Source organism: Phenylobacterium sp. (assembly GCF_035944335.1).
In the GTDB taxonomy this organism is placed as follows: Bacteria; Pseudomonadota; Alphaproteobacteria; order Caulobacterales; family Caulobacteraceae; genus Phenylobacterium.
Genome location: NZ_DASZBG010000019.1, coordinates 50,459 through 75,780, shown reverse-complemented (window position 1 = coordinate 75,780; position 25,322 = coordinate 50,459). Strand labels below are relative to the sequence as shown.

At 70.7% G+C, this 25,322-nt stretch carries 30 protein-coding genes and 1 tRNA gene; 4 read left to right on the top strand and 27 right to left on the bottom strand.

Annotation, left to right across the window (positions count from 1 at the left end):
• Positions 1-94: 94 nt before the first annotated feature.
• Positions 95-1,900, top strand: a complete 1,806-nt coding sequence (locus tag VGT80_RS04585; protein WP_327453295.1) for a sodium:solute symporter family protein — start codon at positions 95-97, stop codon at positions 1,898-1,900.
• Positions 1,901-1,912: 12 nt separating this feature from the next.
• Positions 1,913-2,122, top strand: coding sequence for a hypothetical protein (locus VGT80_RS04580; protein WP_327453293.1), 210 nt, complete (start codon positions 1,913-1,915; stop codon positions 2,120-2,122).
• Positions 2,123-2,130: 8 nt separating this feature from the next.
• Here VGT80_RS04580 and VGT80_RS04575 read toward each other — a convergent pair whose 3' ends face one another.
• On the bottom strand, positions 2,131-3,303 hold the full coding sequence (locus tag VGT80_RS04575; RefSeq protein ID WP_327453291.1) for a glycoside hydrolase family 27 protein: 1,173 nt from the start codon (positions 3,301-3,303) through the stop codon (positions 2,131-2,133).
• Positions 3,304-3,420: 117 nt separating this feature from the next.
• Here VGT80_RS04575 and VGT80_RS04570 point away from each other — a divergent pair, with 117 nt between their 5' ends.
• Positions 3,421-4,443 carry an alpha/beta hydrolase gene (locus VGT80_RS04570; protein ID WP_327453289.1) on the top strand — a complete coding sequence of 341 codons (1,023 nt, stop codon included), beginning with the start codon at positions 3,421-3,423 and terminating at the stop codon, positions 4,441-4,443.
• Between the two features lie 4 nt (positions 4,444-4,447).
• Here VGT80_RS04570 and VGT80_RS04565 read toward each other — a convergent pair whose 3' ends face one another.
• From VGT80_RS04565 to VGT80_RS04450, 24 genes are all read right to left on the bottom strand, one after another.
• Positions 4,448-5,722, bottom strand: a complete 1,275-nt coding sequence (locus tag VGT80_RS04565) for a pilus assembly protein TadG-related protein (RefSeq protein ID WP_327453288.1) — start codon at positions 5,720-5,722, stop codon at positions 4,448-4,450.
• Positions 5,719-6,117 carry a TadE family protein gene (locus VGT80_RS04560; RefSeq protein ID WP_327453287.1) on the bottom strand — a complete coding sequence of 133 codons (399 nt, stop codon included), beginning with the start codon at positions 6,115-6,117 and terminating at the stop codon, positions 5,719-5,721. Before VGT80_RS04560 ends, VGT80_RS04565 begins: the two co-directional genes overlap by 4 nt.
• The gene (locus VGT80_RS04555; protein ID WP_327453286.1) at positions 6,114-6,548 is read right to left on the bottom strand and encodes a TadE/TadG family type IV pilus assembly protein; all 435 of its coding nucleotides are present in this window, start codon (positions 6,546-6,548) and stop codon (positions 6,114-6,116) included. The genes VGT80_RS04560 and VGT80_RS04555 overlap by 4 nt, the downstream gene beginning before the upstream one ends.
• Positions 6,545-6,997, bottom strand: a complete 453-nt coding sequence (locus VGT80_RS04550; RefSeq protein WP_327453285.1) for a prepilin peptidase — start codon at positions 6,995-6,997, stop codon at positions 6,545-6,547. Before VGT80_RS04550 ends, VGT80_RS04555 begins: the two co-directional genes overlap by 4 nt.
• A 3-nt stretch (positions 6,998-7,000) precedes the next feature.
• A complete protein-coding gene (locus tag VGT80_RS04545) occupies positions 7,001-7,921 on the bottom strand; it encodes a type II secretion system F family protein (RefSeq protein ID WP_327453284.1) in 921 nt (306 codons plus the stop codon).
• A gap of 4 nt (positions 7,922-7,925) precedes the next feature.
• Positions 7,926-8,876: a type II secretion system F family protein gene (locus VGT80_RS04540; protein WP_327453283.1), complete on the bottom strand. Its 951-nt coding sequence runs from the start codon at positions 8,874-8,876 to the stop codon at positions 7,926-7,928.
• A complete protein-coding gene (locus tag VGT80_RS04535) occupies positions 8,873-10,231 on the bottom strand; it encodes a CpaF family protein (protein ID WP_327453282.1) in 1,359 nt (452 codons plus the stop codon). Before VGT80_RS04535 ends, VGT80_RS04540 begins: the two co-directional genes overlap by 4 nt.
• Positions 10,228-11,409 carry a hypothetical protein gene (locus VGT80_RS04530; protein WP_327453281.1) on the bottom strand — a complete coding sequence of 394 codons (1,182 nt, stop codon included), beginning with the start codon at positions 11,407-11,409 and terminating at the stop codon, positions 10,228-10,230. Before VGT80_RS04530 ends, VGT80_RS04535 begins: the two co-directional genes overlap by 4 nt.
• Before the next feature lie 19 nt (positions 11,410-11,428).
• Entirely contained in the window at positions 11,429-11,710 is a 282-nt protein-coding gene (locus VGT80_RS04525; protein WP_327453280.1) for a hypothetical protein, read from the bottom strand.
• The gene (locus tag VGT80_RS04520; RefSeq protein WP_327453279.1) at positions 11,707-13,107 is read right to left on the bottom strand and encodes a type II and III secretion system protein family protein; all 1,401 of its coding nucleotides are present in this window, start codon (positions 13,105-13,107) and stop codon (positions 11,707-11,709) included. The genes VGT80_RS04525 and VGT80_RS04520 overlap by 4 nt, the downstream gene beginning before the upstream one ends.
• 42 nt (positions 13,108-13,149) lie before the next feature.
• Positions 13,150-14,013: a Flp pilus assembly protein CpaB gene (gene cpaB / locus VGT80_RS04515; protein WP_327453278.1), complete on the bottom strand. Its 864-nt coding sequence runs from the start codon at positions 14,011-14,013 to the stop codon at positions 13,150-13,152.
• A 19-nt stretch (positions 14,014-14,032) separates the two neighbouring features.
• Positions 14,033-14,248: a Flp family type IVb pilin gene (locus VGT80_RS04510; RefSeq protein WP_327453277.1), complete on the bottom strand. Its 216-nt coding sequence runs from the start codon at positions 14,246-14,248 to the stop codon at positions 14,033-14,035.
• Between the two features lie 314 nt (positions 14,249-14,562).
• Positions 14,563-14,638, bottom strand: a tRNA-Lys gene (locus VGT80_RS04505).
• 115 nt (positions 14,639-14,753) lie between these two features.
• Positions 14,754-15,104, bottom strand: coding sequence for a hypothetical protein (locus VGT80_RS04500; RefSeq protein ID WP_327453276.1), 351 nt, complete (start codon positions 15,102-15,104; stop codon positions 14,754-14,756).
• A 48-nt stretch (positions 15,105-15,152) separates the two neighbouring features.
• Complete coding sequence (locus VGT80_RS04495) at positions 15,153-15,458, bottom strand: hypothetical protein (RefSeq protein WP_327453275.1); 306 nt, start codon at positions 15,456-15,458, stop codon at positions 15,153-15,155.
• Between the two features lie 104 nt (positions 15,459-15,562).
• Positions 15,563-15,811, bottom strand: coding sequence for a hypothetical protein (locus VGT80_RS04490; protein ID WP_327453274.1), 249 nt, complete (start codon positions 15,809-15,811; stop codon positions 15,563-15,565).
• The gene (locus tag VGT80_RS04485; RefSeq protein ID WP_327453273.1) at positions 15,808-15,963 is read right to left on the bottom strand and encodes a hypothetical protein; all 156 of its coding nucleotides are present in this window, start codon (positions 15,961-15,963) and stop codon (positions 15,808-15,810) included. The genes VGT80_RS04490 and VGT80_RS04485 overlap by 4 nt, the downstream gene beginning before the upstream one ends.
• 105 nt (positions 15,964-16,068) lie before the next feature.
• A complete protein-coding gene (locus tag VGT80_RS04480; protein ID WP_327453272.1) occupies positions 16,069-16,299 on the bottom strand; it encodes a hypothetical protein in 231 nt (76 codons plus the stop codon).
• 1 nt (position 16,300) lies between these two features.
• Complete coding sequence (locus tag VGT80_RS04475) at positions 16,301-16,531, bottom strand: hypothetical protein (protein WP_327453271.1); 231 nt, start codon at positions 16,529-16,531, stop codon at positions 16,301-16,303.
• Positions 16,532-16,534: 3 nt separating this feature from the next.
• Positions 16,535-16,966, bottom strand: a complete 432-nt coding sequence (locus VGT80_RS04470; protein ID WP_327453270.1) for a D-Ala-D-Ala carboxypeptidase family metallohydrolase — start codon at positions 16,964-16,966, stop codon at positions 16,535-16,537.
• A 55-nt stretch (positions 16,967-17,021) separates the two neighbouring features.
• Positions 17,022-17,351 (bottom strand): hypothetical protein, encoded by a 330-nt coding sequence (locus tag VGT80_RS04465; RefSeq protein WP_327453269.1) that lies wholly within the window; start codon positions 17,349-17,351, stop codon positions 17,022-17,024.
• The gene (locus tag VGT80_RS04460) at positions 17,348-18,325 is read right to left on the bottom strand and encodes a tail fiber domain-containing protein (protein ID WP_327453268.1); all 978 of its coding nucleotides are present in this window, start codon (positions 18,323-18,325) and stop codon (positions 17,348-17,350) included. Before VGT80_RS04460 ends, VGT80_RS04465 begins: the two co-directional genes overlap by 4 nt.
• Before the next feature lie 74 nt (positions 18,326-18,399).
• Complete coding sequence (locus VGT80_RS04455) at positions 18,400-21,060, bottom strand: hypothetical protein (protein WP_327453267.1); 2,661 nt, start codon at positions 21,058-21,060, stop codon at positions 18,400-18,402.
• Positions 21,057-21,407 (bottom strand): HNH endonuclease, encoded by a 351-nt coding sequence (locus VGT80_RS04450; RefSeq protein WP_327453266.1) that lies wholly within the window; start codon positions 21,405-21,407, stop codon positions 21,057-21,059. The genes VGT80_RS04455 and VGT80_RS04450 overlap by 4 nt, the downstream gene beginning before the upstream one ends.
• A gap of 809 nt (positions 21,408-22,216) precedes the next feature.
• On the opposite strand from VGT80_RS04450, the gene VGT80_RS04445 reads away from it, so the two are divergent.
• Complete coding sequence (locus VGT80_RS04445; RefSeq protein ID WP_327453265.1) at positions 22,217-22,606, top strand: hypothetical protein; 390 nt, start codon at positions 22,217-22,219, stop codon at positions 22,604-22,606.
• Here VGT80_RS04445 and VGT80_RS04440 read toward each other — a convergent pair.
• Positions 22,589-25,156 (bottom strand): hypothetical protein, encoded by a 2,568-nt coding sequence (locus VGT80_RS04440; RefSeq protein WP_327453264.1) that lies wholly within the window; start codon positions 25,154-25,156, stop codon positions 22,589-22,591. The genes VGT80_RS04445 and VGT80_RS04440 overlap by 18 nt on opposite strands.
• Positions 25,156-25,317: a hypothetical protein gene (locus VGT80_RS04435; RefSeq protein ID WP_327453263.1), complete on the bottom strand. Its 162-nt coding sequence runs from the start codon at positions 25,315-25,317 to the stop codon at positions 25,156-25,158. The genes VGT80_RS04440 and VGT80_RS04435 overlap by 1 nt, the downstream gene beginning before the upstream one ends.
• Positions 25,318-25,322: the final 5 nt, after the last annotated feature.

Genomic DNA, 25,322 nt, shown 5'->3' with positions numbered 1-25,322 from the left:
CAGGACTCTGATCTTCACGGCTTGACTGTCGGGCCGCGACACCCGCCACTTCCCGGTCAAGCGCCACCATCGGCGCAGGGGAGGGGATGCGCGGATGAGCCTGGGCGGCGTCGATTGGGGAGTCCTGGCCCTCTACCTCGTGTTCGTGCTGGGCATCGGCGTGGTCGCCTCGCGACGCGCCAAGAGCGGCGTCGACTTCTTCCTGGCGGGCCGGGCGATCCCGGCCTGGGTCTGCGGCCTGGCCTTCATCTCGGCGAACCTGGGCGCCCAGGAGGTGATCGGCATGGGCGCCTCGGGCGCCAAGTACGGCATCTCGACGGCGCACTTCTATTGGATCGGCGCCATCCCGGCGATGGTGTTCATCGGCGTCTTCATGATGCCCTTCTATTACGGCTCGAAGGCGCGGTCGGGGCCGGAATACCTGCGGCTGCGGTTCGACGAGAAGACCCGCGCGCTGAACGCCGTCAGCTTCGCGGTGATGACCATCATCTCCTCGGGCGTCTCGATGTATGCGCTGGCCAAGCTGATCCAGGCGCTGCACGTGTTCGACGCGCCGTTCGCCCACCTGGGCCTGCCGCAGACCTGGATCTTCCACGGCGCCATCCTGACCTCGGCCCTGGTGGTGCTGATCTATATCTACGCCGGCGGCCTGCGCGGCGCGATCTACAACGAGGTGCTGCAGTTCTTCCTGATCGTGGCGGGCTTTGCGCCGCTGGTCTGGCTGGGCCTCAAGCAAGTCGGCGGCTGGCACGGCCTGCAGGCGAGCCTCGGCCCCAGCTATACCCACGCCTGGGCGGGCATGGCGCACGCCACCACCAACCGGCTGGGGGTCGACTGGTTCGGCCTTTCGATGGGCTTGGGCTTCGTGTTGTCGTTTGGGTATTGGTGCACCGACTTCCTGGTGGTGCAGCGGGCCATGGCGGCCAACTCCATGTCGGCGGCCCGGCGCACGCCGCTGATCGCGGCCGGGGTGAAGATGTTCATCCCCTTCCTGGTGATCCTGCCCGGCCTGATCGCCATCGCGCTCACCTCGGCGCCCGACAAGAACGGCGCGACCGTCGCCGGCCCGCCCGCCGCGGTCGGGGCCGTCGTCCAGCACGCGCCCGGCGTGATCCCGATCAAGATCGACGCGGAGAGCGGCAAGCCGATGCTCGACGCGCGCGGCCGGCCGCAGCTCGACTACGACCTGGCGACGCCGAACCTTTTGCTGCGCTACTTCCCGACCGGCATGCTGGGGGTGGGCCTGACCGCGCTCCTGGCCAGCTTCATGTCGGGCATGGCCGGAAACGTCACCGCGTTCAACACGGTCTTCACCTACGACATCTATCAGGCCTACATCCGCCCCGGCGCCGAGGACCGCCACTACCTCTCGGTCGGGCGCCTGGCGACGGCGTTCGGCATCGCCGCCTCGGTGGCGACGGCCTATATGGCCAGCCAGTTCAACAACATCATGGACCTGATGCAGCTGGTGCTGGCGTTCGTGAACGCGCCGGTGTTCGCCACCTTCCTGCTGGGCATGTTCTGGAAGCGGACCACGGGCCACGGCGCCTTCGCGGGGCTGGCCACCGGCATCACCGTGGCGGCCCTGCACCACGGCCTGACCCTGCCGGCGGACAATCTGGTGGGGATCAAGGGCGGCTGGATCGCGGTGACCCACAGCTATCCCAGCGAGATGGCGCAGAACTTCTGGACCGCCATCTGGGCCTGGAGCGCGTGCTTCACCGTGACCATAGCGGTCAGCCTGATGACCCGGCCGAAGCCCGAGGCGGAACTCGCGGGTCTGGTCTATTCGCTGACGCCGAAGATCACCGACGAACGCGGCGCGTGGTACATGCGCCCGGTGGTGCTGGGCGTCATCATGATGATCGGCGTGATCATCCTGAACGTCGTGTTCCGCTAGGAGGCCCCGGCCATGAGCTTCGACGTCCGCCTGCCCATCGGCCTGCTGTTCCTGGCCATCGGGGCGCTGGTGGCGGTGTTCGGCCTCGTGGGCGCGCCGCCGGCGCCGTCGGGCGAGAACATCGACCTCATCTGGGGCGTCGTGATGGCCGGGTTCGGCGCGGTGATGCTGGCGCTGGCCGGGCTGGCCCGGAAAGGCGACCTGCCGCCGCCGCCGGAGTAACCGCCGCCTCAGCCCAGTCTGAGCAGCACCACGCCATGGGCCGGGGCGAGCACGCGGTAGCTCTTGAGCTTGCCGAGGTCCTTCGCGGCCCAGACGTCGCGCGTCCGCACGGGCGCCTTGAAGCCGAGCTTTGCGAAGTCCACCGCCACATAGGCCGGAAGGTCCGAGGTGTTGAACAGGCCCACGGCCTTGGCCCCGCCGGCCAGCGGCTTGGCCCAGACCTCCAGAGGGCCTTCGACCTGCACCCGGTCGCCCTGGCGGCCCGCCGGGTCCTGATCGATGGCGACCACCTCGCGGTTGGTGAGGATCGCCAGCGTCTCGGGCGTCATCCTGGTGAGGTCGTTGCCGGCCAGGAGCGGCGCGGCCAGGAGCGCCCACAGGCTCATGTGGGTGCGGTACTCGATGGCGTTCATGCCGCCGTTGCCGACCTCCAGCATGTCGGGGTCGTTCCAATTGCCGGGCTTGGCGTATTTCGAGAGCCCGGCCTGGCTGAGCCCGATCTGCAGCATGCGGGGATATTTGTCGGTGATGTCGCCGGTGGTGCGCCAGAGGTTGCCGCCCACCGAGCCGCCCCAGCGCCAGACCTGGTCGAAGCCGTATTGGCAGAGGCTGTAGACGATCGGCCGGCCGGCGGCGCGCAGCGCGTCGCGCATCTTTTCGTAGGCCGCCAGCTCGATGGCCTGAGCCTTCTCGACGGAGCCGGCCGCCTGCATGGACGGGCCGAGGCTGCAGAGGTCGTATTTCAGATAGTCGACGCCCCAGGCGGCGTAGGTGCGGGCGTCCTGCGCCTCATGGCCGAAGCTGCCCTCGTAGCCGGCGCAGGTCTTGGGCCCGGGCGAGGAATAGATGCCGAGCTTGAGGCCCTTGGCATGGACGTAGTCGGCGAGCGCCTTCATGTCCGGGAACTTGGCGTTGGGGTGGATGACGCCCGCCGCGTCGCGCTGGCCCTCCCAGGTGTCGTCGATGTTGATGTAGCGGTAGCCGGCCTCGCGCATGCCATTGGCCGCCATGGCGTCGGCCTGGGCCCGCACGGTGGCGTCGTCGATCTTGTCGGCGAAGTGGTTCCAGCTGTTCCAGCCCATGGGCGGCGTGGCGGCGAGGCCGGCCGGCGCGGCCGAGGCGGCGGGCGCCAGCAGGGCCGCGGAGGCCAGGGCGGCAAGCCCCCTTCGGATGCCGGTCATGTGCAGTCCCCTCCCCAGAGTTTGCACGAGCCTAGGGCCGGCGCTGCGATGGCGCAAAGTTAAGGTGACGGCGCGCCGCGCGGGCGGGTAGCCTCAGCCGAGGCGGGAGCGTGCGACATGCAGCGGTTTGGGATCCCGGCGGCCTTGGCCGCCCTGGCTCTGGCGGGCGGCGCGACCGCGCAGCCGGCGCCGAAGCCGGAGATCGGCGCCTGGTGGCGAGCCTATGAGGTCGCACGCTTCGTGAAGACCCCCGACGGGCGCAAGCTGCGGGTGTTCTGCCAGGGCTCGGGCGGGCCGGTGGCGATCCTGGAATCAGGCCTCGGCGACGGCGCCTGGAGCTGGCGCCAGGTGCAGCCGCAGATCGCCCGGCAGACGCGGGTCTGCAGCTATGATCGCGCCGGGCTGGGCCTCTCCGACGAAGCGCATGGCCCGAGGGACGTGGACGCCATGGCCGCCGACCTCGCCGCGGTGGTGGAGGGCGTCGGGCGCGGCAAGCCGGTGGTGCTGGTCGCCCACTCGCTGGGCGGGCCGATCGTCAGGCAATTCGCCTATCGCCATCCCGACAGCGTCGCGGGCTTCGTGCTGGTGGACCCTTCAGCGGACCATCAGAACGAGCGCTTCCGGGCCATCATCCCGGACTTCGACAAGATGAACCGGATCAACTACGCCCCCATGGAGCGTTGCCGGATGCTGCTCGAAAAGGGCCCGATCGCCGAAGGCGCCCCGGAGTATCGCCTGTGCATCAGCAAGCCGCCCGCCGACATGCCGGCCGATCTCGTCCACTTCCACTATCAATACAACCAGAGCCCGATCCACTACCGCGAGGTCGCCGCCGAGCTCGACGGCGCGACGGGCGAGGCCAACGCCCGCGAAGCCGACGCGGCCCGCCGGCCGTTGGGCGACAAGCCGCTGCTGGTGCTGACCGCCGGGGTGACGCCGAAGATCCCGGGCGCGACGCCCGAGCAGCTCAACCGCTTCGGCCAGGCCTGGTACGAGATGCACAACGAGATCGCCGCCCTGTCGACGCGCGGCCGCCAGCGGATCGTGCCCGGCGCCAGCCACTATATCCAGGGCGACAATCCCGAGGCGGTGGTCGAAGCGGTCTCGGAGGTGCTGAGCGAAGTGCGCGGCGGCCACTAGGGGCCTATTCCACCAGCCCCGGCGCCTGGCCGCCGATCGGCTTGACGCCGACGCCCGCGCAGTTGGCGGCAAGGTTGACCCCGCCATTGATGATCATCGAGGCCGCGATGAGCTGCGTGCAGCCGCCGTTGGTCACCTGGGTGGTGCCGTTCAGCGTCATGGCCGCCGTGGGGGCGTAGACCGCGCCCTTGAAGGTCTGGGTCGAGCCGCCGTTCAGGATGATCGCATTGGTGTCCTTGGGGTCCTGGAAGACCGCCAGGCCCGAGTAGGTCCCGCTGTTCGGCGCCTCGAAGTTGATGTTGGAATTGCCATTGATGATCAGGCTTGCGCCGTTGGTCAGGATGAAGACGGCCTTGGTGCTGGTCACGGTGTCGCCGCCGTTGATGAGGAATGTCCCGCCGTTGAACACATAGACGCCCGGGCCGAAGGTGGCGGTCGCATTGCCGTTCAAGGTCAGGCCGCTGCCGCAGAACACAAAAGGCGTGGAGCCGCTCGCCGCGAAGCTGCGCGAGGTCCCGCTGTTGATCACGGGCTCGTTGGTGCGGGTGCAGCTGGCGCCCGTCGGCACGGGCGTGCCCTGGTAGGGATCGGGGGTCGCCGCGACGCCTGTGTGCACGCCGTCGACGGTGTTGAAGGTCACGGTCCCGTTCTTGAGGATGCCGCCCGTCACGTTCACGGACCAGGCGTTGATCGTCACGCCGCCGTTCGCCAGCATGGCGTTGGGGTCGCTCGAGTTGTCGTAGATCGAGCAGTTGACGAGGTTCACCGTCGGGACCCCGTTGTAGAGTTGGGCCTGGGCCATCTTGGGGTCCAGGGTCATCAAGCAGCCGCCGGCCTGACCCGCGACGCCGACGGCGCGCGCGGCGATGTTCTGGGGGTGGGCCACGAACAGGGTCGAGAAGAAGCCCATCGGCGGCCGGGTGATGATCACCTCGACCGCCTTGTCGTTGCTGGTGTGCGTCCCTGAGGTCGGGGGGGTGTTGACCACCACGGTGACGCCGCCGACGCCGTCGGCCAGGCCATATTGAGCGGCGACCGCCTGGGCCTCGGCGGCGATGTTCTTGGCGCCGCTGGTGGCGGCGACGGCGGCGCTCAGCGCGGCGCTGTCGGCGGCGTTCTGGGCCGAGCGACGGGCGGTGTAGGCGACCCCGAGGTCGAGGCCGAGGCCGAGGAATCCGAGCAGCACCATCAACAGCAGCGCCGTGGTCACCAGCGTCGCGCCGCGCTCGTCCCCGCCCAGCCGCCGGAGCCGGCGCCCCAGGGTGCGCGCCGGCCTCACGAGCGGCAGACCTCGGCCGAGATCGTGGGCGCAGGGCCCGCGTAGGGCGAGACGATGAAGTTGTACGTGTAATCGGCCCGCACGTCGGTCCCGCAGGCCGGATTGGTGACCGTGAAGGCGCTGGCGGGCACGCTGAGGCCGGTGGTCTGCGAGGCGGCGTAGGCCTGGATCTGGGCGGCGTTGCCGCAGAGGTCCGGCCGCACGATGGCGCAGCGGGCGGCCTCCTGCACGGCATAGTTCAGCGCCGCCTTGGTCCAGGCCATGCCGCCAAGCTGCATCAGGCCGAACACCATCAGCAGGAGAACCGGCAGCACGAAGGCGTACTCCACGAGCACGGCGCCGTCGTCGCGGCGCGCCAGACGGCGCAGGGCTCGCAGGATGGCCGCGGGGATCATGAAATCCGCACCATGGCCTGGGCGGTCAGCGCGTTTGGCCACAGCAGGCCGGGCCAGGGCGCGAGCGGGGTGAACGAGGCCTGGGCGGTGACCGTCACATAGGAGCCGAGCGGATTGTCGCCCGTGCACTTGTCGCCCTGGCCGATCGGCTTGCCGACGAGACAGCCGACAAACTCCGTCGGCGCGGGGGTGGCCTGGGCGCCGAGCGGCGTCGCCTGGGCGACCGCGGTCTGGATCCCGGCTGAGTCGAAGCCGTGGATCGCGGCGTAGGCGGCGCCGGCCTGGGCGGAGGCCTGGACCTGCAGGCTGGTGTTGATCAGGCGCGCGCCATCGAACAGACCGGCCATCATCACCAGGAACATCGGCAGGACGAAGGCGAACTCGACCATCGCCGCGCCGTCCTCGCTTCGGAGCAGCCGGCGCAGGCTCATGCGGCGCTCCATTGCAGCAGCGCCCAGACGAAACCGGCGGCGGCGATGCTCACGCCATAGGGCATGCGCGCGCCGCGGCGCGGCAGGTCCGGACCGGCAGCCGCGCGGGCGGCCAGCACCACGCCGGCCTGCACGCCGCCGGCGACGGCCAGCGCCGTCAGGAAGGCCGGCAGACTCTGCACGGGCATCCACAGGGCCGCGGCCATCAGCAGCTTGGCGTCGCCGCCGCCGAGCAGGCCCCCGAGGTAGAGTCCCAGCGCCGCCCCGCCGATGAGCAGCAGCGAGGCGCCGCGCGAGAGTCCCTCGGACAGATCATGCGGAAACGCCAGGATCAGGGCGCCCACGGCGAGCGCCACGCAGAGCGGATTGGGGATGCGGTAGCGGGCGATGTCGCTGGCCGCGGCGAGCGCGAGCAGCAGGCAGAAGGCGGCGAGGGCGAGCGGCGACATGGCTCACCCGTGCAGCAAGGTGCGGAAGATGCGGATCACCACCGGGGTGAACAGCACGCCCGACATGGCCGGGAAGATGCAGAACACCAGCGGGAAGGCGATCTTCACTGGCAGCTCGGCCGCCCGGCGCTCGGCGTCCAGGTGGCGGGTCTTGCGCAGCTCCTCGGAGAAGGCCCGGAGCGCGCCACCGAGGCTGGCGCCCACCGCCTCGGACTGGATGATCATGCTGGTGAGCGCGCCCACCTCGTCGGAGGGGGTGCGGGCGGCGAGCCGTGCCAGGGCCTCGGCGCGGCTGGCGCCGGCCTGCATCTCCATCAGCATCAGGCCGAACTGCTCGCTGACGATCGGGTGGAGGTCGTCGAACTCGCGGGCGACCCTCTGCAGGGCCGCGCTGAGGGCGGCGCCGGCCTCGACGCTGACGATCATCAGGTCGATGGCGTCCGGCAGGGCCACCCGCATGGCGCGGCGCCGCTCGGCGATCCGCCGCTCCAGGAGCAGGTTCGGCAGGAACAGCCCGAGGTTCGCGCCGGTCACGACGATGACGATCGCCATCAATCCGGTCTGGTGGGTGACGAGCGCCAAGCCGAAGCCCGCCGCGGCGAGGCCTGCGGCCGCGGCGACGCGCAGGCCGAAAAAGATCTCCACGGCCCGGTCGGAATAGAAGCCGGCGCGGACCAGCCGGGTGCGCAGCGCCGTGCGCTTGTCCTGCTCGACGGCCCCGCGGCCGGCCCGCGCGCCCCAGCGGCTGAGCAGTTGCGTCACCGCGGGCTGCAGATCGCGCGGCCGGGCGCGCTCGGTCGGCGCCTGAAGGCGGGCGCCGAGGCGCGTGTCGAAGCGGTTGTCCACCAGGGCGATCAGCCCCAGCCCGGCGGCGAGCGAGGCCAGGGCGAGGAAACCGGCGATGAAGGCGAACCAGGACAGCATGGCCTCAGACCCGGAAATTGATCATGCGCCAGATGATGAAGCCGCCCAGGCACAGCAGCAGGGGCGGCGCGCTCATCATCGGCCAGAACAGCGGATCGGAGGCCACGTCGTGGTAGTAGGCCGGCCGCAGCGCCAGGATCGCCCCGCCCGCCAGCAGCGGCAGGGCGGAGACCACCCAGAAGGACAGTTTGCCCTCGGCGGAGAGCGCCTCGATCTTCTTGCGCAGCTGCGCCTGCTGGCGAAGCCGATCGGCGAGGCCCAACAGCACCTCGGAGACATTGCCGCCGGTCTCGCGGGTGATCTCCAGGGAGGCCGCGAACATGCGCAGCTCGGGGGCGGGGAAGCGCTTCACGAGGTTGCGCAGGGCGGTATCGCGGTCGAGGCCGAAGTTCATCTCGGCGATGACGATCTTCAGCTCCGGCCCGAACGGATCGGTCATCTGCTGGGCGGCGACGGACATGGCGGTGGCCACGGGGTGGCCGGCCTGAAGGCTGCGGGCGATCAGGTCGACCGCCTGCGGCATCTGATGGACGAAGCGCTTGCGGCGCCGCTCGGCGAGCGAGGCCAGGATCATCAGCGGGCCGCCGAAGCCCAGGGCGCAGGCGAGCAGCACGGCTGCCCCCGAAGGAACGCCAGCCAGGTCGAACAGCAGCAGGGAGATGGCCCCCAGCGCCACCTGGCTCAGCACCACCTGCGAGGGTGTGAAGGGGACATTGGCCGAGGCGAGGCGCCGCGCGATCCACGGCAGGTGGTGATCGATCCAGAGGAACAACGGCTCGTCGTCCGCCTCCGCCGGCTCGGCGCCCGGGGTGGCGGGCGTGGCGCGCGCGAGGCGCCGGGCGACGCTGCGGCTCGGGCCGCCGAAACTCTTGGCCAGCAGCCAGCCGCCGTATCCCGCGGTGGCCAGCGCCGCCGCCAGGATCAGCCACGCCAGGTGCAGAGCCGCGCCGCTCATCCGACCAGGCCCTCCGGAATGGCGGCGCCATGGGCCCGGAACGCGTCGAGGAAGGTGGGCCGAAGTCCCGTCCAGGTGAACCGGCCGCGCACCCGCTGGCGCTCGTCGGTCTCGATGGGCTCGAAGCGGAAGATCTCCTGCAGGGTGATGACGTCGCCCTCCATGCCCTGCACTTCCTGGATGCTCACCAGCCGCCGCGCCCCGTCGGAGAAGCGGCGGAGCTGGACGACCACATTGATGGCGCTGGCGATCTGGGCGCGCATGGTGCGCGGCGCGAGATCGAGGCCGGACATGCTGATCATCTGTTCGAGGCGCGAGAGGGCGTCGCGCGGGGTGTTGGCGTGGATGGTGGTCATGGAGCCGTCGTGGCCGGTGTTCATGGCCTGCAGCATGTCGAAGGCTTCGCCCGCGCGGACCTCGCCCACCACGATGCGATCGGGGCGCATGCGCAGGGCGTTGCGGACCAGCTCGCGCTGGGTGACCTCGCCGCGGCCCTCGATGTTGGACGGACGAGTCTCGAGCCGCACCACGTGGCGCTGCTGCAGCTGCAGCTCGGCGGCGTCCTCGATGGTGATGATCCGCTCCGTGCCCCCGATGCTCTGGGACATGGCGTTGAGCAGGGTCGTCTTGCCGGTGCCCGTGCCGCCGGAGATCAGGATGTTGAAGCGGCTGGCGACGAGGCCGCGCAGCAGGGTGGCGCAGGGCTCGTCCATGGCGCCGCTCGCCACCAGCCGGTCGAGGTCGAAGGGCGTGCGCGAAAACCGGCGGATCGACAGGATCGCCCCATCGACGGCGATGGGCGGCACCACGGCGTTGACGCGGCTGCCGTCGGGCAGGCGGGCGTCGACCATGGGCTGGCTCTCGTCGATGCGGCGGCCGATCTTGTCGACGATGCGCTCGATCACGCGCAGCAGGTGCTGTTCGTCGGCGAAGCGGACGGAGGTCAGCTCGATCCGGCCGAAGCGTTCCACATAGACCTCGCGGGCGGTGTTCACGAGGATGTCGGAGACATCGGGATCCTGCAGCAGCGGCTCCAGCGGCCCAAAGCCCAGGAGCTCGTGCATCAGGTCGTCGACCAGCCGGACCGACTCGTCCTCGTTCAGCGGATGGTTGTCCTCCTTGAGCAGGGTGGCGATCAGGTCGCTCACCTCCTCGCGCACCTGTTCGGGCGAGCGCTGGTTGAGCTGGGCCAGATTCATCCGCTCGATCAGCCGGCGGTGCATCTCGGTCTTCAGCGCGAAGTAGCCGTCGTCGGGCTGGCCGAGCCAGGGCTCAGCCTCGAAGCTGCGCGGCTCCGCGGGCACCGCCCGCAGGCGCGCCTTCGACAGGGTCGGGGCGTCGAAGGTCAGCCTCATGCCGCCAGCTCCGTGAACGCCGCATCGGCCTTCAGCGCTTCCAGCCGGCCTTCCAGCTTGGCCGCGCAGGCGCGCAGGTCCTTGGAGAGCGGCGCGTTGGGGAAGGCCCTCGAGACCAGCTCGCCGCGGTCACCCGCCTTGATGGCCGCGGGATCGAAGCGCAGCGCGGCGTCCACCGGCATCTCCAGGCTGCGGCCGATGCGGCTGGGCTTCTCGAAGGCTTCCAGCAGGCCCTGCAGGCGATTGATCACCAGGAAGGTCGGCGGCTGCACGCCGGCGCTCTTCAGCGCGTCCAGCATGCGCCGCGCGCCGACCGCGCCCGGGACCGTGGGCGGCGTGACGAGCACGACCAGGTCGGAGCGGGCCAGCACCGGCAGGGTCCAGTCGGTCCAGGCCGCCGGCAGGTCGATGATGGTGCGCTGGAAGAGTTGGGCGGCGTAGTCCACCAGTTCGACGGCGAAGTCGGTGTTGAGGGCGTCGAGCGGCAGGACGGAGGGTGGCGGGGCCAGCAGCTTCAGACCGCTGGCGTGCTCGGTCATTACGCCTTCGAGGAACTTCGGATCGACACGTTCGCTGGCCCGCAGGAGGTCGAGGATGGAGCTGCGCGCCTGCAGGTCGAGGGCCAGGTCGCTGTCGCCGAACTGCAGGTCGAAATCCAGCACCGCGGCGCTTCGCCCGGGCCGCCGGCGCTTGTCGTCGCCCTGCGCCAGGAGGGCGGCGAGGTTGAGGGCCAGGGTGGTGGCGCCGGCCCCGCCGCCGCCCTTGATCACGGAGATGACGGCGCCGGGCTCCTGCTGGGCCCCGCTCTCGGCCTGCAGGACCTCGGCGAGGCTGGCGCGGAGGGTCTCGGCGGTCAGCGATCCGGTCAGCACGTCCGAGGCGCCGGCGCGAAACAGCGCCCGGACATCCTCGCCGCTGGCCGACCGCGCGACGACGATCAGCCGGCCGTCCCGCGCGGAGCCCGCCAGCCGCTTCACGAAGGTGAGCGCCCCGTTGGAGCGCGCGTCGACCTCCAGGATCACCGCGGAGGCGCGGGCCGCCTTGGCCCACAGGCCGCCGCCGCCATCCGGGCGGGCGATCTCCAGGCTCAGGTTGCGCAGGCCCTGTAGCGCCCCGCCCACGGCCGCGACGACTTCCCCGTCGACGGCGGCGACAAGCACGTGGCGTCCGGTCTTCATGACTTGGCTCCGGGCTGGATCATTTGGGGGCATCCTGCGGCGCGCTGGCATAGGCGCCGCCCTGGGTCGAGGTGCTCGCCGGTTCGAGCGGCCTGGGCTGGCCCTTTTCGTAGCGGCGGATGGCGGCGACGCCGCGCGCGGCCGAGCCTTCCGGCGGTGCGTCGCCGGGCGTGGCGGGGACGATCTGGGCGTCCATGCTGGCCACCGCCTGGCCGAAGGTTGGCGACAGTGGCGCGTCCAGCCGCTCCGCGCAGCCGGCGAGCAGACTGGCGCCAAGGGCGAGGGTGAGGGGACGGATCATTGTTTCGGCCCTTCTCCCGGCGCGGCGCCGCTGCGCGTCGGGCCATTCGGCTTGTCCACCGTGGGCCCCAGATAGAGCTCCGCCTCGCCGGGCGCGTGGCGGGTGTCGGTGGGAAGCAGCAGGTTGGTCCGCTGGGTCGGCTTGGCGAGATGGGCGGTGACGATGATCACCACCTCGGTCTCGTTGTTGGCGTAGGCGGTGGATCGGAACAGCGCCCCGAACAGCGGCAGGCGCGTGGCGCCGGGAAGTCCCCGCAGGCTGTCGGAGAAGTCGCGCTTGATCAGGCCCGCGATCGCGAAGCTCTCGCCGTTGCGCAGCTCGACGGTGGTCTTGGCCCGGCGCGTGGTGAGGCCGGGAATGGTGAAGCCCTGGAGATTGACGCTGTTCTCCTTGTCCAGCGCACTGACCTCGGGGGCCACCAGGAGGTTGATGGTGTCGCCGTAGACGGTCGGCGTGAAAGCGACGCTGACGCCGTACTGCTTGTAGATCACGGTGATCTGCGACTGGCCGCCGCCGTTCAGCTGCGGCACCGGCACCGGGAACTCGCCGCCGGCGAAGAACACGGCGGTTTCTCCCGAGAGCGCCGTCAAGGTCGGCTCGGCCAGCACCGAGGCGTAACCCTTGGACTCCAGGGCGTTGAACAGGGTCTGCAGGTTGCCCCGGCCGCCCACCCGGAAACTGCCGATCAGGTTGGCGATGGCGCCGGTGTTCTTGGCGAAGTCCGGCAGGGTGATCGCGCCGGCGTCGGTGAAGCTGCCCTGAAGGTCGGTGATCCCCAGCTGCTGCAGGGCCGAGCGCTGCACCTCGGCGACATGCACCGAGATCATCACCTGCTCCGCCCCGCGGACGCTGGCGAGATTGACGACTTTCTGCGGCGCGAACTGCTCGGCGAGCGCCTGGGCGCGGGCGGCGGCGGCCGAGGAGCTGGCGATGCCTGAGAGCACCAGGCCGTCCCCCTCGGAGGAAATCTCCAGGGCCTCGCCTGGCATGATGTCGTGCAGCGCGCGGCGCAGGGCCTCGAGGTCGAAGCCGACCTTCAGGTCCAGGGTGGCGATGGGCCGGCTGCCGGCGGCGCCGAGCACCGTCAGGCTGCTGGCGCCGGCCGCCTTGCCGAGCACATAGACCGTGCGGTCGGTCAGGGGGATGACGTCGGCGACCTTGGGGTCACCCACCATCACCTTGCCGATAGGCTGGCTGAATTTCAGGATCCGCGAGCCGCCGATGGGCAGGGCGAGCTGGCCGCCGTAGCCGGACGCGTCGGCCACGATCGGGCGCACGGCGCCCTGCGGCGCCTGCGGCGCGGCGCGGGCTTCCGTGCCGAACACAAGCAGCACGGCGCCCGCGAAGGCGAGCGCGCGCATGGTCCAATCGCTGATCCCGGCCGTAAGATCGGCCATCCCCTGTCCCTCTCTCCAAAACTCGGTAGGCTCGGTCCTCCGCTATTCCGCCGCCACGCTGACGCGGGTCACCTCCGACCCGCGATAGACCTGCACCGAGGGGCCGTCGGGCGCGGATGCGCCGCGGTGGCCGCGGTGCGGGCGATGCGGACCCGACCGGACAGGGGCGCCGTCCGCCCCATCACGCAGATCCGCCACGCGGATGCTGGACGCTTCACCGGGGGCCCCCGCCACCGGGTCTTCGGCGCTGCGCAAGGCGAGCGACAGGGCGCCCACCTGCGAGGCGAGCGCGATCTTCTGGGCCTGGATCGCCGTCACCTCGAGGGTGGCGGCCTTGGCGACCACGGGCTTGTTCTTGTCCTGGTCGGCAAGCTGATCGACCGCCAGCACGCGCACGCCGCGCAGCAGCACGTCGCTGCGCATCTGGGTCTTGTCGGCGCCGTCCGGGCGGGTGACCAGCACGTCCACCGAGTCCCCCGGCAAGACGAAGCCCGCCACGCCCAGCACGTCATCGACGCGCAGGGTGCTGGCGCGGTAGCCGGGGCGGATCAGTCCCGCCAGCGTCGCCCGGCCCCCAGGCCCGGACACCCGCTCGGCGAGGATCGGTTCGTTGGCCGCGATGGGCGCGAGCGCGAGCCTGCGGCCCGCGCCCGTCACCTGGCCGATGGATCTGAAGGCGCCGGCCGGCGCAGCCCCTGCGGGCCACGGCTGCACCTTCAGGGCGTCGGGCGTGATCGCCTCTCCGAAGCCGATGGGCCTGGCGGCGACCACCAGTTCGGTCCGGGGGATTGGCGCGGCCGCGGGGCCGGCCTCGGCGCGGGAGGCGCCGAGGACCTTCAGACCCCAGAGGGCGGCGCTTCCGAGCAGGATCGAAAGCGCCACGAGAACCAGGCCGACGCTGCGCATGCCGCAACCCCCGAACCGGCTAGTGGATGGCCGACAGCTTGTTGGTGATGGTGCTGAAGGCGGTGCTGAGCTGGGTCTGCATGGCGGTCAGGGCCGTGACGGCCAACACGGCCACGAGGCCGACCACAAGGGCATATTCAATCATGGCGGCGCCGCTCTCGTCGCGGCGCAGGCCGGCGACGCGGTCCCGCACGTCCATCAGGCGGGTCTTGGTCGAAACATACGCTTTGAGCATGGGGAGTCCTCTGGGTTCGTTGATCGACACCAGCCGTCCCGGCGCCGATCGGCCCAAGAAACCCCAGCTTAACCAAGTGAGTTCCGTCGCAGCGGAGCTTGGAATCCCGCTTTTTCATGCAGTTACCGGCTAAGCTATTGGAATTGTTCAGCTTAAATTTTGACACATCGGGAACACAAAAAAGCTCCCCTGCGGCGAAGCTCCAGATTTCGCTTAAGCTTTGGTCGCCGCCTGCCCCGAGCGCGCGGGCCCGGCCGGCAGCCCGGCCTGTCCCGGATGTTCCGGAACCACGGTCGCCAGGATGCGAACGGAAGTGGTGGGTGCAGTAGGATTCGAACCTACGACCCGCTGATTAAGAGTCAGCTGCTCTACCAACTGAGCTATGCACCCGCGCCGGCGGAAAGCCTTGCGAGGGCGGGGGCTTAGTCCAACGGCCGTGGCGGCGCAATGGGAACTTTCCGCGAACAATCCGACTTCGGCGAAGTCGGACGTCCGACTTCGGGGGTCAGGTGGCCAGGGCCGGCTCGCGGTCGGGGACCACGCCGCCGAGTGTCAGGATCACCGCCTCGAGGGTGGCTTCGCGCTTCTCGAACAGGCGCACCAGCTGCTGCAGGCTGCTGATGCGATTGCGCAGGGTGTGGTTGTCGGCGCGCAGCTCGGTGATGCGCACGCCCTGGCGGTCGACCTCTTCGCCGAGTTCGTCGCACAGCTTCTGGAACGCGCCGGCTAGGTTCACCTGGACCTCGGCGTTCTCCGCCTTCTTGGACCGCCGGACCAGCAGGGTGGTGAAGAAGGCGCCCACGCCGCCGATCAGCGCGCTAATAGCGCCGGTCGTCACGATCGGTTCCGTCGTCATCACGCCCCCGCATGTGGCGACGGGGGCCTGGGCCCCCGCCGGTCGGTACTAGTTCTGGCCGCCTTGGGCCGTGTCGGCCGGCGGCTGCGCCGGGCTGGTGGCCGCGTCGAGCGCGGACTTCAGGGCCGCCACCTCGTCGGCGTGATCCTGCTGCGCTTGCGACAGGGCGTCGGCCACCGCCTTCTCCTGCGCCGCCAGGGCGTCGGTCTGGGCCTGGGCCAGGGCGTCCGCCACGGCCTTGGCCTGGGCATCCTGGGCGCCGGCCAGAGCGGCGGTCACCGCTTCGTCGACCTTGGCCTGCACGCGCGGCCCGAGCTGGCCGCAGAAGTCCTCGACGTCTTGGGAAACCGGCATTGTCTTCTCCTTGCTACGATGACGACGGCGCCGTCGAACCTCGACGAGCGCGCAATGGGTGAGGCTGACCGCCACGGCGAGGGCCTGGACGTCAGCGGCGAAGGTCACGGCGTGCGCCCCGGCGTGCTGCTCTGGGCGCAGGCGCGCAGCGCGGCGCGCTCGCGGCCATAGTCGACCATGGCCTGGGCGAGCGGCGAGCCGGGCGGCAGGGCGGCGAGCGCCGTGGCCAGCGCCTGCTGCTCGGCGAGGCTGTAGGGCCTGACCGGCGGGCACACGGCCTTCAGCGCCGGGGCTCGCGTCGCGCAGGCGCTGAGCACGGCGCAGGTGGCGGCCAGGACGAGGAGGCGGTTCATGCCTCGCCGTCCCGGATGCGGTCGACCAGCGCCTTCTTGGACGGCGGCTGGCGGCCCTTCTCACGTTTGGCCGGCTTGTCGCCGCCGAGGATCTTCTGGCCGAGCGGGCTGTCGTGCGGCACGCCGGGCGGCAGGGCGGGGTGGTGGGTCATTTGTCACCCATCCCGGCAAACAGGATGATCAGCCAAAACAGGCCCGCGATGAAGGCGAGAGCGCCTACGGCGACGATCGCCAGCCACACCAGGATGTGGACCATGTCAGAACTCCCCTGCGTTAAGTTGGTCGACGACCGCCGGGGCGGTCGCCGGCGCGGCGACCTCGGCCTGGGCGATGGCGGTTTCGGTCGTGGCCGTGGCGGCGTCGGTCGCCGCCGCCTCGAGCTGGGCCCCGGCCTGCTTCTGCTTCGCGCCATAGGCCCCGATCAGCGCCAGCGCGATGGCCGGCGCCAGAGCCTGCAGCACGTGAAGGATCAGGACGAAGGCCGCCACGTCAGCCGATCGGGCGGCTGGCGCGCACGCGGCCGATGCACACCATGGCGAAGCCGATCAGGGTGCCCGCGGCATAGAAGGCCTTCACCAGCGTGTCCTGGTCGACGCCCAGGTACTTCTGTGCGATCGGCGTGATCACCGGCAGCAGGACCATGAGCACGGCGCCCTGCAGGGTCATGCTCTGGGTCGGGGCCTTGGGCGCGGGCGGCGGGGCGGTGTTGGCGTCGGACATGGATTATCCTTCCTCTGGCAGGCCCAGGGCGTAGCCGCCGCCGGCCTTCTTGGTCAGCACCTGGCGGCGCAGGGTCGGGGCGAAGCTGATGTGCACCCAGGTGCCTTCCTCGATGACCTGGTCGAACGAGATCGCCGAGGCGGCGAGCGCGCGGCAGATCTCGAGCGGCGCGCCGAACGCCGGGCAGATGAAGTCGCAGGCGTGGCCGGTCAGGTGGGCGCTGTTGGGGACCCCGCCCACGGCGTGGTTGACGCCGATCGAGCGGTAGCCGGAATTGATGTGGATGGCCTCGCCGCCGAGCAGGGTGCGCACGGCTTCCATGCGCAGGGCGGTGTCGGCCAGCACCGTCGCGACCTCGGGCGTGGGCGTGTTGTCCAGCTCGCGGTGCGAGGTGGCGGTCAGCTCCTCGAGGGAGAAGTGGGGCGACAGCAACATGGGCGCCAGCATCGCGTGTGACCGAGCCGGTCGGATGAAGGGCGCGCCCGTAGGATCAGGACGGGTGGTTGGCGGGCCAGCCGCGGGCGTGGCCTTCCTCGTGGCGCTTCAGGGCCGGATAGATGACTGGGTCGCTGGCGCGCGTCGGCAGGACGATGACGTGCTTGGCGAACACGTAGCAGGCCAGCACCTGATCCTCGGGCGACGTGTCGCCGAAGCTGCGGCAGACCGCGCCCACCTCGGCGGCGTCCACCTCGTCATAGGTCAGGTCTGCGGGCAGCGGGCCGGTGTCGTAGCGGGCGGGCGGAGCCTGGACGCCGGCGGCCTGGCGACAGCCGAACAGCGCCAGCGCCGCCAGGGCCAGCGCCAGCGCGCCCTGTCTCACGGCCGGTCGCACAGCCGCCGCAGCTCGCGGCGCATCAGCGCCGCCTCGAGCACCATGGCCTCGTCGTAGCGCACGCCGTAGGCGTCGCCGGCCGGGGCGTCGGCGCAGGCCTCCCAGCGGTCGTGGGTCACCACGCCATAGGCCACGGCGTCGAGGCCGCGCGCCGCGAAGGCCTTCACGATCTGCTGGGCGATCACGCCCACGTGCAGCTTGGCCTCGGCGCCCTGGGCCTGCGCCTCGGCGATCAGGCGGAACTGCATGAATTCCACGTCGGCCCAGGCGTCCAGCAGCGCATTGGAGATCGGGCCGATGTCCTGTTTGGCCCGCGCATCCGAGGTGTTGATCGCCCCGGTCACCGCATAGACCGTCGACCAGCGGTGGCCGGCGCGGCCCAGGGTGGTGAGGCCGTCGTCCACGGTCGCCAGGTAGGCGGCGCCCGGCCCGACCTCGGGCTGCGACACATATTGCAGCTGGCCGGCGGTGACCGAGCCGTCCGCCTCGAACCACGGGATCGAGCTCGCGCGGCCCTTGGCGTTGGGCAGCGGGTTCAGGTGCTCGCCCGGCTGGGCGCGCAGGCAGCGGCTGGTGCGGGTGAACAGGTCCTGCGCCTGGCGTGCCACGGCGTCGAGCGCCTGTTCGGAGGCCGAGGGCGAGAAGCCCAGGGCCTCGCCGAACGCCGACGGCTGGCCAGACAGGCTGACGCGGCGCAGGGCCAGGGTGCAGTTGGCCGGCCACGCCCCGCCGCCGGGGATGTTGTGCGCCAGCAGGGTGACGTTGAGGCCGGCCGTCAGGGCCGGGCCGCCGCTGACACTGTAGTCGACGCCGCCCCCGGAGATGACCGTGCTCAAGCCGCCGATGTTCAGGGTGACGGAGATCTCGCTGGGGTCGTTGCAGGTCCACACGGTGGCGAAGGGGCCGAGGTTGGCGCCTGCCAGGTTGTAGGCGGTCTCGGTCGTCTCGGCGGGAAGGGTCATGGCCCATCATCGCGGGCGCGACCGTGTGGACGGATGAACCGGGCCTCGCGCCACCAGACCGCGGCCGAGCAGACCTACTGCGCGGACGTGGGGTTGAGGATGAAGTCGCTGCCCTGCTGGTTCTTCACTCGGTCCTCGTAGCGGCGCAGGTAGCCGGGCGACACCGCCTCCTGCATCCGCCAGAGCACGAAATAATCCAGCGCAAGGCGCGTGTACCAAAGATTGATCAGCGGGATGTTGTGGCTGCCGATGCGCACCAACTCGCCGGGGATCTGGCTCTTGCCGGTAGTGGGGCTGATCGCGCCGCCGTGCGTAGCCTGGCGGATCACTTGCAGGATCTGCTCCATGTCGCCGATCGCCGGGCCGCCGACGCTCGACAGGGTGAACTCGAGGCCGTTGCGGTTCTGCTCGCCGAACAGGTAGTCGCCATAGATGCCGAGGCCGCCGCCCTGGGCCATGGCCGCCCCCCAGATCTTCGCCGTCTCGGCCGCGTCCGCGCCCACGAAGGAGCGCGGGGCCTCGCCGCGGGAGATCAGCTTGGCGTTCATCGAGAACCAGCCGGCCAGGGCGGAGGCGACGATGAAGTGCGCCATCAGGGCGGCCGGCGCGTAGCCGGCATAGCCCTGCGTCGCCGGCGCCAGGTGGCGGCCCAGGATGGTCTGCAGGAAGCCCCGGAACTGGCCGAAGCTGCGCGCGAACTCCCCCCAGATCGTGCCGGCGCGCAGGCCGCCGGAGCCGATCAGCCCGATGCGCTCGCGCATCCTGGGTTCCGAGGTGGTGTTGTCGATCGTGTCGTGGATCATGGTGCGGAAGCGCATGGCGAGCTCGCGCCGCGCCGCCTCGTCCGGCACACGCCCCTCGAGGTGATCGAGGGTGAAATAGGTCCGGCCGTCGCTGGCCGGCGTCAGGCCGTGGCGCACCGTCTCCCAATCCGCCTCCGAGATCCCGAAGCGCTCGAAGGTCTCCCGCGTCCCTTGCTGCAGGCCGGTCCAGTCGTGCTCGGCCTCCTGGCCCAGGAAGCGGCTGAACACTTCCGCCGAGCCCCGCCGCACGCCCTCGTTGACGAACTCGAACAGGTTGATGCGGTACATGATCCGCGCCGCCCAGGCGTTCCACCCGGCCAGGCCGTCGGCCGCGTTGAACTGCCCCGACAGGTGGCCTGCGAAGCTCCGGGCGCCCACGTCCAGCAGGTCGGCCGCGCGCTTGCCTTCCTCGCCCTGCATGTGCGCCAGGCCCTTGAACGCGGCCTCATAGCCCGACAGGAAGCCGGCGCCGGCGCGCGCGAAGGTGTGGCCGGTCATCGGCAGGTCGGTGGCCTTCGACAGCACGATCGAGCCCAGCTTGGTGATCGCCTCCCAGCTGCGCAGCGAGCGCACCACCATGGCCATGCGCAGGCTTTCGGGGACTTCCAGCCGACCGTTGATCGCCTCGAAGCTGGCCTTCACCTTCCAGCCGTGCAGGGCGTTGGCCGCATCGACATCGCCCCGCCCCTTGGCGGTCGTTTCCAGCCTTGCGATCTCGTTCTCGAAGGCGGCCTCGGGGTTCGGGCCCCAGCGCGCCATCAGGGCGGTGTTCCGGGATCCGCGCTCGAGCTGCATCATCACCGAGCGGTAGAGGCTGCCGGTGCCGAAGCGGTTGTTGTAGTCGACCCAGGCGTCGGGGTCCTTGAAGTGCAGCACCCGCTCGCGCGACACGGCCGCGGCCTTGGACGGCGGGGCCCGGAATTCCGACGTGTCGTCCGCCCCGCTCAGCTGCTCGCGCCGGCCGGTGACGATGTCCGACCACACCCGGTAGAGCATCCGTTCCTCGAGCGAGCCGGGATCGTCGATCACCCCGCGCTCGGCCAGGCCGTGGGCGTCCGCCAGGTGGGGATCCTCGCCCTCGAAATCACGGTCGGTCAGGCCCTCGAAGGTCTTGGGGTCGAGCTTGGGCCGGATGAAGTCGCGCCATTCGCGGAACGCACGCTTGGCCGCCCCCAGGCGCGCCGCCTTCCAGTCGAGGGCCGCCAGCTTCTCGGCCGGCGCGCGGCGGCCGATCTCGGCGAGCTCGCGCCAGAAGCCGCCCGCCACCTTCAGCCGGTCGTGGCTCTGGCGGGCGATATAGCCCTCGAGCTTGCTGATCCATGCGCCCTGGGCGTTCTGGCCCTGCCGCACCTCATCCAGCGCCTTGGCGAACACCTGGGCCGCGTGGAAGGCCCCTTCGTCGCCGGTCGGCTCGATGGAGCCGTTGCCGTTTAAACGGGCCATCTCGCGGGCGATCTTGCGGTCGACCTCCTTTTCCGAGTTGCCCCAGAAGTCGGAGATCCGGTTCACCAGGCCCGGCATGGCCTCGAGGCCGCGCTGCACCTGGCCCCAGGCGGTGATCGCCTCGGCGCGGCCGAGCGCGTCGGTGGAATTGGAGACGCCGCGCCCCTGGCGCTCGGAGCCGACGTTGAGCGCCCGCAGCTTCTCGCCTTCGTCGAGGCTGTCGGGCATGGCCGCCAGCTGCGCCTGCCGGCCGGTCCTGGCGATCTCCACCGCGACGCGCATGCGCCGCGCCGTCAGCGCCGCCATCAGCTGGTCGTGGGTGAGCTCGCCGGCCGCCTCGGCGACCGCCTCGCGCTGGCTGAGCGTCGGCTTCTCGAGGCCCTTGCGCAGGGCCCGCTGCTCGAGCGTGCGCAGGAAGTCGTCGATCGCCTCATCGTCGAAGACGCCCCCTGTCGCCATGCGCACGGCGATGCGGCATTTCATGGTCAAAGGGACGCGCTCCAGCGCCGGTTGTTCTTGATCATCGAAATGGTCGCCGGCGACACACGGAAAGCCGCGGCGACCCCTTTTCCGGTTTGCCCATCTTCCAGCGCCTGGCGTATGCGCGTTACGTCAGAAACTGTCAGTTTCGCGGCCCAACTGTCTTCGCCCGTCGGTTGGGCATTTCCCGGCCGACCCTTTGTAGATCGACCGCGAGAAACCATGTCCTCGATGTTTTGACGGCGCGTACCGGGCTCTAAGTGCGCCGGGTTGCAGCAGGCCCGATTGTCGCACGCATGGCGCAGATCGACCGACCTTCCGATCAAGGCGACCCCAGTTTCCAGGAAATAGGCCATGCGATGAGCGAGGTTGATCCGCCCGCCAGGAACCTGAAAACCGACTTGACCGTAGCCGCCCCTGTTAAGGCGACCGCGCCAAGGCCAACATCCGTTTGGGCCCGCCGTCTGATCGACGCTCCGCCAAAACCTAGTTCGCGACGCCGCCTTGAAGTTGAAGTACTTCCCCATTTGATCGATGGTGGCCTTGGGGGGAGCCGGTCGGATGAAACGCTTACTTTTCGCCCTTGGCTGGGCGCTGATCGGAACCGAGGCGATGGCGCAGGTGCCAATGTGCCCTCAACCGACGGCGCAGGCGACCTACGACGAGGCCCAACAGGCAGTGTCCCGATGCACGATCGCACAGGCCAATCGACTTGAAATCTCGGGAGAGCCCGCTGGCGACGTCGCCACTGCAGCAGTTGCAGCCTGCGCAGCCGAACAAACGCGCGCCCTCGATCTTCTGGCCAGCTGCAACCCGCGCCTGTCCCCGACGTTCAGCGATCGCCTTCCGGTCGTGCTTCACGCACTCGCGGTTCGCGCGGTTGTAGAAGCGCGCGCTAAGCGGAAAGCGCCGCGGCCAACAGGCGTCTCACGGCCTCAGGGCGCCTGATCCCGCCTTCTGCCGCGCGCCAGTCGTCGAGCTTCTGCAAGAGGCCACGATCAAGCCTGACGTTCACCGCCTCGGTATCCACAGGCGGCCGGCCACGGCCCTTTTTAGCGCTATCTATTGTCACAACGCATTTTGTAGCGCTATCTAAGGCGGGACGGAAGAGCGTTGCTGCGCTCCGCCGCCCCTAACTCGGACCCACGATCCCAAGGAGATCGACATGGCCCAAGCTGGCCTGGCCTCTAGCACAATCTGCCCGGCCGCGCGCCTCGCGCGCGAGGCGGCCTTGACCATCCTCAGGTTCGAGGGCGCGGAGGTCGTCGGCGATGAGACCCGGGCGCTGGAAGATCGGCTCGACGCGCTCGGTGACGCGGCGAGCTACGTCCGGGCCGCCAGCCCTCTCGGGGCTTACTTCCAGTTGCTGCTCGCCGTCGGCGAAGTGAACCCCGACGCGCCATGGGTCGGGCGAGGCGGCAGCAAGTCCGCCCGCCGTGTCGAACGGCTGCTGCGCTCGGCGGGTGACTTCCTGCAGCACACCAACGAGCCGGCCGCCGCCGGGGCCTTGGCCGCCTACTACGCGACCCCGCGCAGCCTACAACTCTTCGGCTAGGCAGACGGCCGCCGCGCGGATCGCCTCGGCCAGGGTGTTCGGGGTCTCGGCCTCCGGGGTCTCGGCGATCTCGACGCCGTTGCGGGCCGCGAGCTTGTCGGTGTCCTCGAGGATCGCCTTCAGCGCCGGGTCGGCGGCGATCAGCTGGTCGCCGGTCAGCTTGGCGGGCTGAACTCCGCCGCTTTCGCCTTCAGGGCCGCCGCCATCTTCTGGTGGTACGCCCGATCCGCTCCGGTCTCCGTCGCCGCCAGGTTCGCGAAGGTCGATGACAGGAGGCCGAGCCTCGCCGCCTGCGCCTCCATCGGCTGGCTCAGCGGCGCGTCCTGGGGCGCGGAGGTCGAGGTCGAGGGGGTCGTTGCGGGCGAACTGCTCGGCGAGCCTCGAGACGATCTGGCGGGCGGTTTCGACATTGGCGACGTCTCCGAACAGGTTGGGGCCGGGCGTGTAGGCCTCGGCGTCGCGCGCATAGTCCGCCAGCGCGCCGGCGAGCTTATCCGCCCCCAGCGGCTTGGTGAAGCGTTCATCGCGGAAGAACAGGCGCAGGAAGGCCTCGGTCGCCGGGCCGATCGCCTCGCCGCCGAACAGCTCTTTCTGGCCCAGCCGCTCGAGGATCAGCTCGCCCACCGGGATCTTTTCGTCGCGGGCGTGGCGCACGAAGTCGACGGCCGAGCGCAGGGCCTCGGTGACGTCCAGCGCCGCCGGGGTCTCGCCGCGGGCGATGCTGGCGCGGAAGGCCGCCCAGGCCGGGGCCGCCTGGCGCAGGGCGCCGCCGATCGCCTTGATGTTGGGATCGGCCGCCTCGAACATGGCTTCCACCAGGCGCGGGTCGTCGTAGGCCTTGGCCATCAGCGCCGCGTCGATGCGGTCTTCGCCGGCCTTGGACAGCGCCCCATCCGGCGCCACCAGCTGGTTGACCTGGTCGGGCGCCACCTTGGCCAGGAAGGCGCGGGCGAAGCGCCGGCGGTCGGCCGCGCCGCCTTCGCCCATGCTGGCCATGGTTGCGTCGTCGAGGCCGCGGGCGTCGGCCATGGCCTGTTCCGTGGCGCTCATCCGCTCGGTGACGTCGGCGTTCATGTCGCGGGCGAGCGCGGCGCGCTGGGCGCCTTCCATCGGCTCGGTGCGCATGCGCACCAGCACCGGGGCCTTCATGCCCGTGGCGTCGAAGCCCTGGGCGGCCAGCTCGGCCTTGTAGCGCTCATAGGCCTCGCCGCCCTTCGCCGCCGAGCGGCGCAGCGCGATCGTCCGGCCGTTGCCGCTTTCGACCGTCCCGTCGGGCGCCACGATGGGCGCGCCGCCGGCGGCCGAGACGTCGTTCATCAGCAGCTTGGGGTTCAGCTCGGTCTCGAGCTGGTAATTCCGCGCCTGGGCGCCGGCCCGCTCGCGGTCGCGCGGCTGCAGCTCCGGCGGATAGGCGGGGTTCACCGACAGGTTGTCGTCGTGGCTGGTGGTCAGGTCGCCGAGCTCCACGAGGCCGTAGCGCACGGGAACCTCCGTCCCCCGCGTGGTGATCGCCTGGCTCTCCCCCCGGTCATCTGGCAGAGGCCGGAAGGAGGCGATCGCCGGGTCGGCCGTGCGCTCGTCCAGCCGCGACAGGCTGGGCGGCTCGAGCTCGCGCTGCACATACTGGCCGACGTCGACCGGCCGGTCGTCGGCCATGTCGTCGATGGCCTTGGCGAAGGCGCCCGCCCGGCTCTCCGGCGGCAGGGCCTGCACCGCCTCCGGCGGCGTGCCGGCCAGGCTGGCGTCACCTGCGCCGTCCTCGGCTGGCGGGACCGAGAACGGCGCAGGCTCCCCAGGCGCTCGAGCATCGGCCGACCGGCCGAGCAGGGATTTGAGCGCCTTGCCCCCGACGTGCACGCCGGTGTGCAGGATGGCGCCGGCCGCGATGTCGCGCAGGCCGTCGCCGAGGTCGTAGTCTTCGCCGGCATAGTTGGTGAGGGCCGCGTTCAGGCCCACATAGGGCGCGTTCAGCACCGCGCCCTTGGCCAGCTGGCCGGGGATCTCCGCCGCCAGGTTGCCGAGGCGGCCGAGCTTGGAGATCGCCAGCCCGGTCTCGCCGGCCCTGGCCAGCCCCATGCCCTCGAGCGCGGCCGTTCCCAGCCCGTCCGACAGCAGCATGACCGGCAGGCCCACGGGATCCAGCAGCGAGCCGGCCATGGAGGCCCCGAAGTCCCGAAGCGGCTGCGGGCGGGTGCGGGCCAGCACCGTGTCGCGGAACCGCCGGTCGTGCGCCTGGGCGCTCATCCACGCCGCGTCATCCGGCGTGGTCGGCTGGTTGAACCGCAGGTAGCCGTCGACCCCATAGCGCTCGTTGGCCAGCTCCGCCGGAAGCCGCTGGTCGAGGTCGCTGCCCGGCGACGGGTCGGCCGGGTCGAGGCCCAGGGTGTTCAGCAGCAGGTGCTGGCCATAGTGCAGCGCGCGGCCACCCATGGCGTTGGTGTCGTGGAAAAGCACAGGCGTACGCGCGTCCTGCGGCACAGGCAGGCTCAGCGCCCCGGCGTCGAGCCGGTCGAGGTCGACCTGCGGATCCTGGGCGAGACCGACGGGCATCAGGTCGGCGGCGGGGTTTCAAAGGCCGCCTTCACCCAGGCCAGGCAGTCGTCGAGGCTGCCCTCGAAGCTGGGCGTGGAAAGGCGGTTGCCGGAGGTCTCCGGCCAGACGCTGTAGGCGCCCTCCTGGCCGGGGCCGATCACATAGGTGGCGGGATCCATGGTCT

Coding starts and splice junctions, on each gene's coding strand:
- VGT80_RS04535 (WP_327453282.1), bottom strand. CDS start 10,231: ATGAGGCTGACCTTCGACGCCCCGACCCTGTCGAAGGCGCGCCTGCGG.
- VGT80_RS04580 (WP_327453293.1), top strand. CDS start 1,913: ATGAGCTTCGACGTCCGCCTGCCCATCGGCCTGCTGTTCCTGGCCATC.
- VGT80_RS04550 (WP_327453285.1), bottom strand. CDS start 6,997: ATGTCGCCGCTCGCCCTCGCCGCCTTCTGCCTGCTGCTCGCGCTCGCC.
- VGT80_RS04440 (WP_327453264.1), bottom strand. CDS start 25,156: ATGCCCGTCGGTCTCGCCCAGGATCCGCAGGTCGACCTCGACCGGCTC.
- VGT80_RS04475 (WP_327453271.1), bottom strand. CDS start 16,531: ATGTCCGACGCCAACACCGCCCCGCCGCCCGCGCCCAAGGCCCCGACC.
- VGT80_RS04575 (WP_327453291.1), bottom strand. CDS start 3,303: ATGACCGGCATCCGAAGGGGGCTTGCCGCCCTGGCCTCCGCGGCCCTG.
- VGT80_RS04445 (WP_327453265.1), top strand. CDS start 22,217: ATGGCCCAAGCTGGCCTGGCCTCTAGCACAATCTGCCCGGCCGCGCGC.
- VGT80_RS04585 (WP_327453295.1), top strand. CDS start 95: ATGAGCCTGGGCGGCGTCGATTGGGGAGTCCTGGCCCTCTACCTCGTG.
- VGT80_RS04570 (WP_327453289.1), top strand. CDS start 3,421: ATGCAGCGGTTTGGGATCCCGGCGGCCTTGGCCGCCCTGGCTCTGGCG.
- VGT80_RS04495 (WP_327453275.1), bottom strand. CDS start 15,458: ATGCCGGTTTCCCAAGACGTCGAGGACTTCTGCGGCCAGCTCGGGCCG.
- VGT80_RS04485 (WP_327453273.1), bottom strand. CDS start 15,963: ATGACCCACCACCCCGCCCTGCCGCCCGGCGTGCCGCACGACAGCCCG.
- VGT80_RS04470 (WP_327453270.1), bottom strand. CDS start 16,966: ATGTTGCTGTCGCCCCACTTCTCCCTCGAGGAGCTGACCGCCACCTCG.
- VGT80_RS04460 (WP_327453268.1), bottom strand. CDS start 18,325: ATGACCCTTCCCGCCGAGACGACCGAGACCGCCTACAACCTGGCAGGC.
- VGT80_RS04525 (WP_327453280.1), bottom strand. CDS start 11,710: ATGATCCGTCCCCTCACCCTCGCCCTTGGCGCCAGTCTGCTCGCCGGC.
- VGT80_RS04540 (WP_327453283.1), bottom strand. CDS start 8,876: ATGAGCGGCGCGGCTCTGCACCTGGCGTGGCTGATCCTGGCGGCGGCG.
- VGT80_RS04435 (WP_327453263.1), bottom strand. CDS start 25,317: ATGGATCCCGCCACCTATGTGATCGGCCCCGGCCAGGAGGGCGCCTAC.
- VGT80_RS04555 (WP_327453286.1), bottom strand. CDS start 6,548: ATGAGCCTGCGCCGGCTGCTCCGAAGCGAGGACGGCGCGGCGATGGTC.
- VGT80_RS04545 (WP_327453284.1), bottom strand. CDS start 7,921: ATGCTGTCCTGGTTCGCCTTCATCGCCGGTTTCCTCGCCCTGGCCTCG.
- cpaB (WP_327453278.1), bottom strand. CDS start 14,013: ATGCGCAGCGTCGGCCTGGTTCTCGTGGCGCTTTCGATCCTGCTCGGA.
- VGT80_RS04500 (WP_327453276.1), bottom strand. CDS start 15,104: ATGACGACGGAACCGATCGTGACGACCGGCGCTATTAGCGCGCTGATC.
- VGT80_RS04510 (WP_327453277.1), bottom strand. CDS start 14,248: ATGCTCAAAGCGTATGTTTCGACCAAGACCCGCCTGATGGACGTGCGG.
- VGT80_RS04520 (WP_327453279.1), bottom strand. CDS start 13,107: ATGGCCGATCTTACGGCCGGGATCAGCGATTGGACCATGCGCGCGCTC.
- VGT80_RS04560 (WP_327453287.1), bottom strand. CDS start 6,117: ATGATCCCCGCGGCCATCCTGCGAGCCCTGCGCCGTCTGGCGCGCCGC.
- VGT80_RS04490 (WP_327453274.1), bottom strand. CDS start 15,811: ATGAACCGCCTCCTCGTCCTGGCCGCCACCTGCGCCGTGCTCAGCGCC.
- VGT80_RS04530 (WP_327453281.1), bottom strand. CDS start 11,409: ATGAAGACCGGACGCCACGTGCTTGTCGCCGCCGTCGACGGGGAAGTC.
- VGT80_RS04450 (WP_327453266.1), bottom strand. CDS start 21,407: ATGGCCTATTTCCTGGAAACTGGGGTCGCCTTGATCGGAAGGTCGGTC.